Source organism: Paenibacillus sp. FSL M7-0802 (genome assembly GCF_038004945.1).
Taxonomy (GTDB): Bacteria; Bacillota; Bacilli; order Paenibacillales; family Paenibacillaceae; genus Paenibacillus; species Paenibacillus polymyxa_B.
The window spans coordinates 993829-1007246 of record NZ_JBBOSD010000001.1; the positions used below are offsets into that span (position 1 = coordinate 993829).

Here is a 13418-nt window from a genome sequence, read left to right on the forward strand (position 1 = left end):
GGAGGAATTATGTAATGAAAAAAAACTATACATTAGGAATTATGGCAGCCACGGTTCTGCTTGGAGTTACAGTTACGGGTGTCTCAGCGAATGCCGTATGGGCCGCTAAACCTACGGGCCTTATTGGAGCGACCGCCGCTGCCAACATTGCCAAGAAGGCTGTGGGGAATAATGCACAAGTTGAAGATGTCGAACTGGAGCGCAAGAACGGAAAAGTCTACTATGAGGTGGATCTCCAGCAAGGGGATAAAGATTGGGATATAGATGTTGATGCTTATACTGGGAAAACCATCCGTTCCCATTCTGAGCTTGATCATGACTCGAATGACGAGTCCTCCCTTAACAAGCCAAATCACATCACCCTGACTGAAAAACAGGCTGGACAAATTGCGCTTAAGCACGTACCCGGGAGTACCCTTTTGTCTTCTAAATTGGATAAGGAAGATGGACAGTTCATCTACGAGGTAAAGGTACTCACCAACGAAGGAACCGTTGAGCTTGAAATCCATGCATCATCTGGCGCAATCGTGGATACAGACGAAGATGATGATGACAACGAATATTAATCACCCAGGTCATAATCAGGGTAACTAAATACAGAGCTAATTAAAACGGAGCAGCGAACTTTCGCTGCTCCGTTTTTTTGACCAATGTGACATAGGAAAAGAACGAAGATGGCTTCATAAAACTGCACCTATTATTTCTTCATGAATAGACTGATAACTAACAGAGGATTACCTTTTTCTTCAATCCAAAGTCAAGTGAGGTTCTTATGGCGAAATCCTATACTAAAGCACAGATTCGCAAAATCACCCGTCGTTTCGGCCTGATCCCGTTAAAATCAAGCTTAGTCTCATCATTATACCGAAAAAATGCAGTGATCCAGGTGAAAACGAAAAAGGGAACTTATGCATTAAAGCCCTTTAGTCGTACAAAGATGGTCCGTTCAAATACGATTCAACAGATGGAACGAGCTGCGAGTCATATAAGGCTTTTGAAAAAGAGAAAGTATACCTACATGCCCGCATGGCTCCCCACTCATTCCGGCAAGTTATGGACTCTACATCAAGGAACGCCATTTTATGTAAGTCAGTGGATCAAAGGACGGGGACTGGAAACCGCTGAAGATTTCGAAAAACTGGGGCGGGCACTTGCCACACTTCACGCCACCTCCACCGGCTTGCATCGGATGGATAAAGGAAAGTCCCCTCCGACCATTCAACAATTGCGGATATGGAAAAACCAGGATCGTCTTTTTCAAAGAAAAATGATAAAAAACAGTCGCCATGATAAAACGTACCGCAACTGGTACAATGCTCACGGCGAAAACTGCAAACGTTTATCCAGGCGAGCATGGAAGGATTTGCAGGATGCATCCATCATAAGGCTGCTTCGGATGGAACATCGGCATCCCTCCTTGATACACAGTGATATCACTACCCCAAATGTCATTATTTCGGATGACGGTCATCTCAAAATCATTGATTGGGATCGGGCTAAAATCGGCTCAATCTATGCTGATTTGGCAAAGGCCCTTATGAATACGACTCAATTCAATCCTGAATTTGTGCAATCCTTGCTGAAGGGATACCAAAAGCGTAAACCACTAAGCCGTACTGAACGGAAGATTGTTACAGCTTTATATAAACTACCACGAGAAGCCTGGCATGCTTCCCGACACCCGAATCGTTCAAGAGATCGTGAAATCCTGGACAATTGGGATCAGTCGTGGCCTCTTCGATTACAAATCATCCATATTTTGCAAGAGTGGGCTCATGTATAAAAGAAAGTGAGGATCAAAATGTCGATTTTATCGAACGTTGAGCAGATGTACGGAATCAAAATTCAGCGTACCCGTCAAATGAAGGACATTCACAAGATTGAGACCGCTAATACGACTTATTGCTTAAAACCCTACAAATTTCCGGAAGAAGAGATCCGTTTTATTACACGTGTCTTGTCCTACTTGGATGAGCGCGGGTTTACACGCAGCCAAAAGGTCTATCCAACAGTACAACAAACGGCTTACATGACCTATGAAGGTGTTTCGTATACATTAACCAATTGGGTTCATGGACTCAGACCAGAATTCACAAAAAGAATAGACTTCAAAAAGGGAATTGCTACTTTAGCCAAATTCCATTCCAGTGCCGTTAGCTTTCCTATCACTGAAGCTCCGCCATCCAGAATCCGTTATGAAGGCTTGAGCGATGAAATATCTGGATACAAAAAACGCCTCATCCCATACAGAGGCACAGCACATCTCGTAGCTCTTTGTGAAGAAGTGTCCCATCGCCTACAGCAGCCCAAAGTTAGAGAAGCCATTGCTCAGGAGCAAAAAGCCGCCGCATTTATACACGGCGACTATAATTATCCCAATCTGATTAAAGACAAACAGCTCAAAATCCATTTGATCGACTTTGAAAATTGCTCCCTACATGTAAGGATGAAAGATCTCTCCCATCTTCTTCATCGGAATTGTCTTTGGAATGGGACAAAGATGCTGCGCGCGATAGATTACTATCAACGATATCGTCCATTGAGCACCCATGATTTGCATCTGCTTCACGCACTATTGATCTCTCCCTATCATGTAGTCCGCAATATCAGAATAGGCGGCTTCCGTTCTGCCAAGCGAGTCATTCCGTCGTTCGTGCATTTGAACAAATACCGACGTGAACTTAGATCGTTATTATAATCTGTCAGCTTGGAACTAAACAAAAAAAACAGACCCGCTGAAAAGGTCTGTTTTTTTGTGTTCTGACAACAACTACAGGAAAAGCGCATGCCGCTAAAGCCAATCGACTTGCTGCCCCCATAGTACATTCAAGCCACATCTTACACCTGCAGCATTTCCGAGGAGTGCTGCAGCATTTCCAATTCCTTCACCATGTTTTCGATCAGCTTTGTGAACGAAGCCAATTCCTCTGAGCTGGAAGCCTGTTGCCGGGCACTGGCTGTTGTGGCAGCTGTTTCGGATTGCACACTGTCAAGCATACGGGCAATATCCAGCACCTTGCGCTGAATTTGCTCCTGTGCTTGCTTCGAATTGGATGCGAGCTTTCGCACCTCCTGTGCCACAATTTGAAACCCGCGCCCTGCTTCCTGCGCATGGGCAGCCTCAATCGCCGCATTCAGTCCCAGCAGATGAGTCTGATCGGACAGTTCCCGGATCGTACCGCTCATCTGCTCAATATGCTTAATCTCGTCACTCAAATGCTGTACCAATTCCTCTGTATGTTCCTGCGAAGAAGCAGTGTTGCAGGCACTCTCCGCGATATTATCCGTATTTTCCCTAAGCTCAGCAATCATCCCGGTCAAATTTTGCGCAATTCGGGACACAACGGTCAGCACCTGCGTTTGTTCGTCGGCCAGCTCGTTGATTTGTTCCTTTTCCTTTTCCTGATAAGCTTCCAGTACAAGCTGGGAATCCAGGTTGAACATTTTGGAAAGAGCATGCACAATAAAAAACCAGTCCTCTATCCCCGAACGCTTTAAAATGTCCACTGCAATATCAAGATAAGCAATGTACGTGCCCAAATAATAATCGGAAGACAATCCGATTCGGGAATGTACCTGCCCCACAAAAAGACGGTGTTCGATAAACGGATCATCTATTTTTCCATCTGCGAGAGAAAGCCAGTATTCACGTTGTGTTTGTTTTAGTCGTTCAATATTCGACCATTTGGAAATAATCGACATGAGATGCGGAACCTTTTCTACATGCTCATAAAACCGATCGACCACCTCATTCACAATAGATTGGAATAGTCCCTGATAATGATGCAATAAAGCCAAATCATCATCAGTAATACCAATATATTGTATCTGTTTTAATCTACTCTCCGCGACATGAATCATAAGTTCCTCCAAATAATAGTTTACATAGATTTTACATTACCATATTTATCGGCAACTTTTTAGAAATTGTTAAAAAAGCAGAAGATTGATTATGATTTTTTTCATAGCAATTTCAGAAAATATATAATCACAACTGCCTGATGATACAAAAAAGAATCCGGCAGCACCTGAAATCCCCTGTGCTTGCCGAATTCCCTCTACGAAACACGTTGATCGGATACCTCACAACCGTGTGGCACCATCCAGATCAACCCATGGTTTCACCATACTGTACTTGTTTATTATTTCGTCTTACCGATTCAGGAGGCTACCTACATACCTCAACAGATCGTTAGCGCTGGCTCCTGTGTAGCCATGCTCCTCAATCAGTCGCTTAATCACTTCATTCATCCGTTTGAGCTGATTAGCGTCAGGCGTTTTGGTCGAAGTCGTAATCTTCACAATATCCTTCAAATCGGCGAACAACTTCTTCTCAATGGCTTCTCGCAGCCGATCATGATGATGATACTCAAACTTCCGTCCCTTGCGAGAATACGCGGAAATACGGATTAATATTTCTTCACGGAATGCTTTTTTCGCATTTTCCGATACCCCGATTTGCTCCTCAATAGAGCGCATGAGCCGCTCATCCGGGTCGAGTTCCTCATCTGTGAGCGGATCGCGAATTTTCGCCCAATTGCAAAAAGCTTCGATGTTATCCAAATAGTTGTCAAAGAGCGTCTTGGCTGATTCCTCGAAAGAGTACACAAAGGCCTTCTGCACTTCTTTTTTAGCCAATTCGTCATATTCCTTACGAGCCACGGAAATGAAATTCAGATAGCGCTCTCGTTCTTCCTTTGTGATGGAGGCATGTTGATCCAGACCATCCTTAATTGCTCGTAAAATGTCCAGGGCATTGATGGATTCCACATTTTGCTTAATCAATGCACTAGAAATACGATTAATGACGTACCGCGGGTCTACCCCGGACATACCTTCCTCCAGAAACTCACTTTGCATTTCTTTCAGATCGGCTTCCTTGTATCCTTCGACCTCTTCACCGTCATACATGCGCATCTTTTTGACCAGATCCATCCCCTGTTTCTTCGTCTCCTTCAAGCGGGTAAGCACGGAGAAAATGGCAGCCGTTCGCAGCGCATGAGGCGCAATGTGGATATGTTTCATATCACTTTGTTCAATGAGCTTGGCGTAAATCTTTTCTTCCTCAGATACTTTCAGGTTATAAGGAATCGGCATTACAATCATCCGTGATTGCAACGCCTCGTTCTTTTTGTTTGCAATAAAGCTTTTATACTCGGATTCATTGGTGTGAGCCACGATCAGTTCATCTGCACTGATGAGCGCAAACCGCCCAGCCTTGAAGTTTCCCTCTTGGGTCAGAGAAAGCAAATTCCACAAAAACTTCTCATCGCATTTCAGCATTTCCTGAAACTCCATCAGTCCACGATTCGCTTTGTTCAATTCTCCGTCAAACCGATACGCACGCGGGTCAGATTCCGAACCATACTCCGTAATCGTGGAAAAGTCGATGCTGCCCGTCAAATCAGCAATATCCTGTGACTTCGGATCAGAAGGGCTGAACGTACCAATACCAATCCGGTTTTCTTCCGATATAAATACCCGCTCCACGCGGACCTTTTCAATATCGCCATCAAATTCCGTGCGCAATCTCATCTGGCAGGATGGGCAGAGATTACCTTCAATCCGTACACCCAGCTCCTTTTCAAAATCGGGACGCAGCTCATGGGGAATCAGATGAAGCGGGTCCTCGTGCATGGGGCAGCCTTCAATCGCGTATACAGCTCCCTGATCCGTTCTCGAAAATTTCTCCAGACCACGTTTTAGCAACGTGACCAGTGTCGATTTCCCCCCACTGACGGGTCCCATCAAAAGAAGGATACGCTTGCGCACATCGAGCCGCCTGGCTGATGAATGGAAATATTCCTCCACCAACTTTTCCAGCGCTCGATCCAGTCCAAAGATCTCCTGCTCAAAAAATTTGTATCGCTTATGTCCCCCAACCTCTTCTACACCAAAAGATTCAATCATCTTGTAAACCCGTGCATGAGCTGTCATCGCCGGCGTCGGGTCTTTCTTGAGTATCTCAATATACTCTCTAAAAGTGCCGCTCCAGGCCAGACGGTTGTTTTCCGCCCGGTACTCCGCAACGCGTTCAAAAATATTCATGCTCGGTTCCTCCCATGACTGCGTAATGACTATCCTCCACTCCTGATGATTATGGCTACACTCGTCACGCCTTTCAGGATATGATGCAATCCCCTTAAAAAAAGTGTAATACATACCTATGCAGATTGATTTCAGAATTGACCTATTTTTTATGACAGGTCTCTCTGCTTTTTCGAAAAAAACAAGGGATACACTGTGCTAAAATATACAACAACGACGCGGACCTGACGCATTATGGTACAATATAAGCTCGGAATAATGGGATAAAGGAGCGGGAGAAGTCATGGCGGTTCGGCATGAGACGGAGCTGTACGCTCCGGTGAAAGCCTTTTTTGAGAACTTGGGATATGAAGTCAAAGGAGAGGTACGCAACTGCGATTTGGTGGGTATCAAGCCAGGGCAACAGACACCACTGATTGTGGAGATCAAAAAGACGTTTAACCTGGCGCTTGTGCTGCAAGGCATGCAGCGTTTGAAACTAAGCAGCAATGTATATGTAGCTGTAGAACGGAATCGTGCCAAAAAAGGGGCAGTCAATCAGCGCTGGAACGAGCTGGTCGGACTGTGCCGCCAGTTAGGACTTGGCTTGCTCACTGTCACCCATTTTAAAACTAAGCCGCCGCTCGTTGAGGTACTGTGTAAGCCTGCGGCGCCTAGCGACAATGTCCACAATGCAGCAAAGGTACGCCCCGGCTCGCGCAAGGAAAAGCTGCTGCGGGAATTTCACGCACGCAGCGGTGACCACAATATCGGCGGCAGCACCCGACGCAAGCTGGTCACTGCCTATCGGGAAAAAGCGCTGCGTGTAGCCGTAGCCTTGCAGAGCTTGGGGGAAGCCGCTCCGGCGCAGCTCGCCCGCATAGCAGCCGTCAGCACAGCTGCTGCCGTACTTCAGCACAACTACTACGGCTGGTTTGAGCGCGTATCCCGCGGCCGCTATCGACTGACTCCGTTTGGCGAAACTGCCCTGAACGAGTATGCGGCAGTACTGCAAGAGCATGGCATTAAAACGGCCACTGGAATGGACGCAGAGCTTGACGAGGACAGTGGACAGCTTCAGATTGCGGAAGCGCCAATCACTTACTCCACCGTTGCTGCGGAAGCGGAGGATGACTGACATGGGGCGATGGTTTTTGCTAGCTCCGCGCAGTAAATTCACTGATCGTCTCACCGATCAGATTCATGCCCATAAGCAATTGCTCACGGCCCGGATGGCTAAAATTGAGTCGGATATGGGACGCGCCTTCACTGCCAACCGCACATAGCGCACCTGGCATAAAGGCTACGCCTTTGGGTAACGCCGCCTTTAGCAGCAATGCGCTGTCCAGCCCATCGGGCAACTGCACCCATACATACATGCCACCGGACGGAATATGATACGTCACGTCTTTCCAAAACGGGCGCTTGAGCAGCTCCAAGATTAATTGAAGTCGAGTCGAATATTCCTTGTTCAACATCGCCAAGTGCTCGTGCCATTGAAAACGCGAGCTGGTCAACAATTGGAACAGCAGCCGTTGGTTCATCGTACTGGATTGCATATCAGCCAGCTGCTTCAATGCGTACATCCCTTCAATTAACGGTGCAGGACCAGCAGCCCAACCCGTTCTCAGCGCAGGAGCAACTGTTTTATTGAACGAACCGATATAGAGTACTTGACCTCCCTGGCCCGCATGATCCAGCGCAAATAGTGAGGGGTAAGTCTCAGCAAATTTTCGACTCTGACCATGCGGACTCTTGTCATGGGACTCATTTTTTTGCTTCAAATGCAATTCACCATAAGAATCATCCTCAACTACTAACACCTCATGATGCCTGCACAGGTCCAAAATTTCCTGCCGCCTAGCCGCGCTCCACAAGGAGCCCGTCGGATTCGTAAACGTTGGCGTGGCAAAAAAAAGCTTGGGTCGATAACGGATCATTAAAGCTTCAAGCTTATTAGGAATGACACCTTCCCCATCTGATTCTACAGGAACGATCTGCGCACCCTGCATAGATAGTACTTGTAAACATCCAGGAGATGTAGGGTTTTCGACCAATACCGGATCACGCTCATCCACCATCAGCCTTATGATCAGGTCAATGGCCTGCTGACTGCCTGTCGTGAGAAGGATTTGACCTGGTGGTACTCTTACTCCTTTACGCTGTTCCCACTCTCCCGCAAGCCATGCCCGCAAAGGGAAATAGCCCTCCGGTTCACCATACTGGAGGGCGTCAGGGCCGGAGCCAAACACATCATGGGCCGCTTCTTCCAGCAACTTCACCGGAAACAGCTCTTGTGCAGGTAGTTCTTCAGCCAGAGATATAAAGGAGTGTCTTCTCGCATTTTCCCGGATATGACGCACTGGAGAAGCCAACATCGCAGCCGTTCGTGAAGCAAAGGAATATTGCATGAACATCCTCCTTCTCCTGAAAAATAGGTCATGATCTCCGGGCTGACGCGTCAGGCATATAGCTGCTTCATCTGACGCGCATATAAGGCATAACGTTCAATCGCCTGCGCCCGGCTGGACACGCCTAATTTCGCATAAATTTTACGTAGATAATTATCAATGGAGCGCCGGCTAACTTCGATCTCGATAGCAATTTTGTCATATGTAATACCTTGTACAATACGTTCCATAATAAACACTTCGGTTTGTGTCAATTCGTCAAAAGGCTCGGATGCCATTAACGGCATAAAGGGCCAGTTTCCACACCGAATCCAGTCCATTGGTAAAGAAGCAAATCCTTCGCGTAAACCGTTGATCAGATGGATTAACTGGCTCGGTGATGCCTGCTTGGATAACATTCCATTTGCTCCAAGCGAAATTAGCTGCTGAAACAACGTAATATTATCCTCATCCGTCATAATAACAATATGGCTGTCCGGAGACAAGGCCCGCATTTGTGTCAAAAATGGTTCCGCCGTTCCCTCAGGCAACCTGTAGTCCATTAAAATGATTTCCGGTCGAATGGAACAAGCCAGCTCCAAGCCTTCCGTTCCGGAGGAAGACATCCCTCTGACAAGCAAATCCTGCTGGTCTTCCAAAATAAGCTTTGTTCCCAGCATACTTGTAGGATGGATATCTATGATGACCACCTGCCATACTTTTCTCATATCTAAACCTCCTGATTTTACAAAAAAATACATAGTTAGTAGCGAAAATAATTCTAAAATTGGGGATTGCATATGTAGAAATTGCGCGAATGTGAACGTATAGGAAGCGAAAAACGTTTAAGGAAATTGTATCCTAGGACTTCCTTCCGATGCAATCTCTTTTTCCAATATTTTTATACGACTATTTCACTTTTGCGAAATAAATAGGCCCATGATAGAATTGGTACTGCAAATAAAGACTGGAAATTTGACTTTACACGGGAGTTGAAAATCGTATGCAAGCTTCACCTGAACGTCCTCCTACCGAAGCTCGGCGGAGCAATTCAAGAAAGGGGTTACCCGTAAAGGCTTTTCTGCTATTTTGGTTCATTCTTATTATACTAGGTGCTCTCGCAACCTATCTGTATAGCAATCACTTGAAGCAGCAAATGCTAAACGAGATGCAAACCCATACAGACCAACAGATTCAAGCACTCAAATCTGACTATGAAAAGCAACTGACTGCTCTTTCCAAGGAAGTTAGCGGATTGCAGGGAAAAGTCCAGTCCTTCAATGAACTACTGACCTTTACGAAGGATAATGCAAACAATAAGACCGATAACAGCAATAAACTGTATACCCAATTAAACGAAGTCAAGCAGCAACTCAATACACTTCAGAAAAAAATGGACTTGCTAAAATGAATGTAGACGCAAAACAAGTGAACCGGTTCTTTATGTTGGCCCTTGCTCCTTTTATCGGTTTGTTGGGGTGTATTTTGTTAGTGCATCCCTCATTGAGCTTTCCTGGGTCTACTTCTTCGAGTCTGCAAAAAGCTGAAGTCACTCTACAAACGCAATCAGTAGGCAAGCAGCTTGATGAAGCCAAGCAAACGGCAACATACACCTTGTCTACGATTCACCGGACTTCTGAGCTATACAAGCAAACGACCCAAACGATGAATCAGCTTGTCGTGACTGCCTCTACGCAGTCCAAGCGGCCCGCGATCATCTATGATCGACGTATCACCGCCAAATTGGGGGTTCCCTATGAGCGGGTAGATAGCAACCGGATTACCATTGAATTGTTTAAGGTAAACCCGGGAATTTATCATGGCTACGCTATGAAGGTCAAACTTAAAGATCCTACTGCTATGAAAATGTCTTTGGGAAGTGACAAATTGGGTGGCTCCGAAACCACCATGCGTGCAGTCTTGAGACACGGAGCTATTGCAGGCATCAATGCAGGCGGCTTTGCGGATGGAGACGGCAAACGCTATCCATTAAGCACTACTGTCTTGAACGGCCACTACCTTACTGGCTTTCAGTCCAGTTTTAAGGATTTATCCTTCGTCGGACTGAGTAACGATGGCAAGCTTATCGGTGGCAAATTTTACAGTCAAGGTGCTCTTGACAGCTTAAAGCCTGCCTTTGGGGCTACCTTCGTTCCCGTCCTGCTGCAAAGGGGACAAAAAATGCCTATTCCTGACAAATGGAAAGTCTCCCCCAAGCGGGCCCCGCGTACGGTCATTGGCAACTATAAAGATGATCAGTTGCTCATTATTGTCGTAGACGGCTACAATGAAAGCGGGGGTTCGGGCGCGACGCTCGAAGAACTGCAAGGGAAAATGTACAATCTAGGTGTTCAAGATGCCTATAATTTGGACGGAGGCGGTTCCTCGTCGCTTATACTTAACGGTCGAGTCGTAAACAAACCGTCAGATGGTAATTTGCGTCCAGTCCCTACTCATTTTTTGTTCTATAAATAGCTACCTAATAGTCTACTACTAAATTAAATATGCTAGCCGACGTACGGCTCTATCCGAAAAAAAGCATCACGAACGAATGTCGTGATGCTTTTGCCTCATTTAGGAGGAATACTGTGTCATTTCTGTCAGGCATTGAGCACAAATATAACGGTCTTTGAAATCGTTCACTTGTTCTACTGACCCGCAGAATACACATTTTGGACGGTAACGCTCCAAAATAATGTGGTCACCCTGAACCAAAATTTCGACAGGATCTCCCTCATTCATTTGGTACCTTTTACGCAGTGACTTAGGCAAAACTATTCTCCCCAGCTGATCAACTTTACGTACCACACCGGCAGGTTTCATCGTGATCGTACACCTCTCCTATTGAGTAATAACTTACAAATTTCTTACCATGCGAAAAACTAGGTACAAAGACACTATTCTTTATGTAGTATTCGCTGTCTTTTTGTCGAATCCTGCTGATCACAGGAAATTTTATTACATTTTTTCATAAAATCATGAACCATATCAAAGTATGGTACAGAATGTCTATAATATTTTTATCGACCGGAAAGCCAATTATCATTAGCCCTCGCTGAGAAATTTCGCAAATTTTCGACCATACAACCTTTATTTAAGCTCCACTGTCATGTACCTTTGAGCAACAAAGGTGAAACTCTTATTAGCAACTAAGGTCCTGGTTCTTTATTCGCATTTATACTTGTTCACTCGATGCTCTTTATGATAAATCCGGAAAATCCATTTGTCTCAGCGCTTCATATACAATAATCGCAGCGGAATTCGACAAGTTTAGAGATCTTACTTTATCAGACATAGGCATCTTGATACATGTATCTGGATTAGCAGCTAGCAGCTCTGGAGGCAAACCTTTCGTTTCTTTACCAAATACCAAGAAGTCTCCATCCTGAAATGCAATATCACTATATCGCTGATTCGCTTTGGTCGTCGCATAAAAAAAGCGGCCTTCCTGATATTTCTCCTGCACTTCAGCAAAAGACTCGTGATATTCAATGTGGACAGCATACCAATAATCAAGTCCAGCCCGTTTTAACGTGGCATCGTCGGTACGGAAGCCCAGTGGCTTCACCAGATGCAGATGAGTTCCGGTTGCAGCACACGTTCTGGCAATATTACCTGTGTTAGCCGGGATTTCCGGCTCGACAAGCACAATATGTAATGGCATCACGTTTCGTTCCCTTCATCATTAAATTCATCAGACAAATAACCTACAGTTTAACCAAAGTGTATACATTAAAAACATACACATTCTTTTATTTTAACAAAATCAGACAGATATGAACATCAAACGACAAAAATTTCAACCCACACCACTAAAAGCCTTCCCCTATACACATTCAGGGAAGGCTCTACATTTACTTTTTCGATTTTAAATATCGTGTATCGAAATATATGTCCGCGTAATTAACTGTTACGTTGCTTGAATCCATCCATAAACTCGGCTAATGCTTGACAGTTCTCCAGTGGAACAGCATTGTAGATCGAGGCGCGAAGCCCTCCTACACTGCGATGTCCCTTCAGTCCGATAAATCCGGCCTGTTCGGATTCCTTAATAAATTGTTTTTCCAGATCCTCATTCGCGAGGCGGAAGGTTACATTCATGATAGAGCGATCAGCGCTGTCCACACAACCACGATAGAAGCCTTCGCTACTGTCAATACGGTCGTATAGCAAAGCAGCTTTCTGCTGGTTCACACGCTCAATGCCTTCCAAACCGCCTTCTTCCTGAATCCATTTCAGCACTTCATTCACCATGTATATGGCAAAGGATGGGGGAGTATTGTAGAGAGAGTTATTTTTTTCATATGTGCTATAACGCAACATCGTAGGAATATTGTCCGGTGAGGAAGTCAGCAACTCTTCACGGGCAATCACGACCGTCACACCAGAAGGTCCCAGATTTTTTTGTGCGCCAGCATAAATCAATCCAAATTGAGTAACATCAAAAGGCTTGCAAAAAATATCGCTGGACATGTCCACAATCAATGGTACGGACCCCGTATCCGGGAATTGCTTAAATTGTGTACCTTCAATCGTTTCGTTGGACGTCATATGCACATAAGCAGTATTCTCAGGCAAGTCCAAGGAATCTACATTCGGAAGACGCATGTACTTCTCATCAGCGGAGGATGCGGCAATATGAGCCTTGCCCAGTAGCTTGGCTTCTTTATATGCCTTGTCCGACCAGCTACCTGTCATTACATAGCTCGCAGTCTGTCCTTCGCGCAAGAAATTTAAAGGCAGCATTGCAAACTGCGTACTTGCGCCCCCTTGTAGGAATAACACCTTGTAGCCTTGTGGATTGCCCAGCAGAGATAACAGACGTTCCTGCGCCTCATTATGAACAGATTCATACACAGCTCCACGGTGAGACATTTCCATGATCGACATCCCTGTTCCCTGGAAATCTACGAATTCAGCTTGTACACGTTCCAGTACTTTAAGCGGCAATGCCGCTGGTCCTGCATTAAAATTGTAGGCTCTCTTACTCAACAAATTCCC

13 protein-coding genes are annotated in these 13418 nt (G+C 45.5%); 6 read left to right on the plus strand and 7 right to left on the minus strand.

Annotated elements, in window-relative coordinates:
* The first annotated feature begins 14 nt into the window (after positions 1–14).
* The 3 genes from MHB54_RS05065 to MHB54_RS05075 all read left to right on the plus strand — a co-directional run bounded on the left by MHB54_RS05065 (position 15) and on the right by MHB54_RS05075 (position 2698).
* Positions 15–566 carry a PepSY domain-containing protein gene (locus tag MHB54_RS05065; RefSeq protein ID WP_023987815.1) on the plus strand — a complete coding sequence of 184 codons (552 nt, stop codon included), beginning with the start codon at positions 15–17 and terminating at the stop codon, positions 564–566.
* A 206-nt stretch (positions 567–772) separates the two neighbouring features.
* On the plus strand, positions 773–1783 hold the full coding sequence (locus MHB54_RS05070; RefSeq protein ID WP_076264328.1) for an aminoglycoside phosphotransferase family protein: 1011 nt from the start codon (positions 773–775) through the stop codon (positions 1781–1783).
* An 18-nt stretch (positions 1784–1801) separates the two neighbouring features.
* Positions 1802–2698, plus strand: coding sequence for an aminoglycoside phosphotransferase family protein (locus MHB54_RS05075; protein WP_076264329.1), 897 nt, complete (start codon positions 1802–1804; stop codon positions 2696–2698).
* Between the two features lie 140 nt (positions 2699–2838).
* Here MHB54_RS05075 and MHB54_RS05080 read toward each other — a convergent pair whose 3' ends face one another.
* Together MHB54_RS05080 and MHB54_RS05085 are read right to left on the minus strand one after the other, a co-directional pair.
* Positions 2839–3861, minus strand: a complete 1023-nt coding sequence (locus MHB54_RS05080) for a globin-coupled sensor protein (RefSeq protein WP_023987812.1) — start codon at positions 3859–3861, stop codon at positions 2839–2841.
* A 291-nt stretch (positions 3862–4152) separates the two neighbouring features.
* Positions 4153–6048: a PrkA family serine protein kinase gene (locus tag MHB54_RS05085; protein WP_023987811.1), complete on the minus strand. Its 1896-nt coding sequence runs from the start codon at positions 6046–6048 to the stop codon at positions 4153–4155.
* A 283-nt stretch (positions 6049–6331) separates the two neighbouring features.
* Here MHB54_RS05085 and MHB54_RS05090 point away from each other — a divergent pair, with 283 nt between their 5' ends.
* Positions 6332–7165 carry a DUF2161 domain-containing phosphodiesterase gene (locus MHB54_RS05090; RefSeq protein ID WP_053325038.1) on the plus strand — a complete coding sequence of 278 codons (834 nt, stop codon included), beginning with the start codon at positions 6332–6334 and terminating at the stop codon, positions 7163–7165.
* Between the two features lie 19 nt (positions 7166–7184).
* Here MHB54_RS05090 and MHB54_RS05095 read toward each other — a convergent pair whose 3' ends face one another.
* Together MHB54_RS05095 and MHB54_RS05100 are read right to left on the minus strand one after the other, a co-directional pair.
* Positions 7185–8438 (minus strand): aminotransferase-like domain-containing protein, encoded by a 1254-nt coding sequence (locus MHB54_RS05095; protein ID WP_264454006.1) that lies wholly within the window; start codon positions 8436–8438, stop codon positions 7185–7187.
* Positions 8439–8488: 50 nt separating this feature from the next.
* The gene (locus MHB54_RS05100) at positions 8489–9145 is read right to left on the minus strand and encodes a response regulator transcription factor (RefSeq protein ID WP_023987808.1); all 657 of its coding nucleotides are present in this window, start codon (positions 9143–9145) and stop codon (positions 8489–8491) included.
* A gap of 275 nt (positions 9146–9420) precedes the next feature.
* Between MHB54_RS05100 and MHB54_RS05105 the strand changes: the two genes are divergently transcribed.
* Positions 9421–9828 carry a hypothetical protein gene (locus MHB54_RS05105; protein WP_023987807.1) on the plus strand — a complete coding sequence of 136 codons (408 nt, stop codon included), beginning with the start codon at positions 9421–9423 and terminating at the stop codon, positions 9826–9828.
* Positions 9825–10892, plus strand: a complete 1068-nt coding sequence (locus MHB54_RS05110) for a phosphodiester glycosidase family protein (protein WP_023987806.1) — start codon at positions 9825–9827, stop codon at positions 10890–10892. The genes MHB54_RS05105 and MHB54_RS05110 overlap by 4 nt, the downstream gene beginning before the upstream one ends.
* A gap of 99 nt (positions 10893–10991) precedes the next feature.
* Here MHB54_RS05110 and MHB54_RS05115 read toward each other — a convergent pair whose 3' ends face one another.
* The 3 genes from MHB54_RS05115 to serC form a co-directional block, all read right to left on the minus strand.
* Positions 10992–11240, minus strand: coding sequence for an AbrB/MazE/SpoVT family DNA-binding domain-containing protein (locus tag MHB54_RS05115; RefSeq protein ID WP_013309439.1), 249 nt, complete (start codon positions 11238–11240; stop codon positions 10992–10994).
* Positions 11241–11616: 376 nt separating this feature from the next.
* Positions 11617–12081 (minus strand): tRNA (uridine(34)/cytosine(34)/5-carboxymethylaminomethyluridine(34)-2'-O)-methyltransferase TrmL, encoded by a 465-nt coding sequence (trmL, locus tag MHB54_RS05120; RefSeq protein ID WP_023987805.1) that lies wholly within the window; start codon positions 12079–12081, stop codon positions 11617–11619.
* 239 nt (positions 12082–12320) lie between these two features.
* Positions 12321–13412 carry a 3-phosphoserine/phosphohydroxythreonine transaminase gene (gene serC, locus MHB54_RS05125; RefSeq protein ID WP_028542950.1) on the minus strand — a complete coding sequence of 364 codons (1092 nt, stop codon included), beginning with the start codon at positions 13410–13412 and terminating at the stop codon, positions 12321–12323.
* Between the last annotated feature and the right edge of the window lie 6 nt (positions 13413–13418).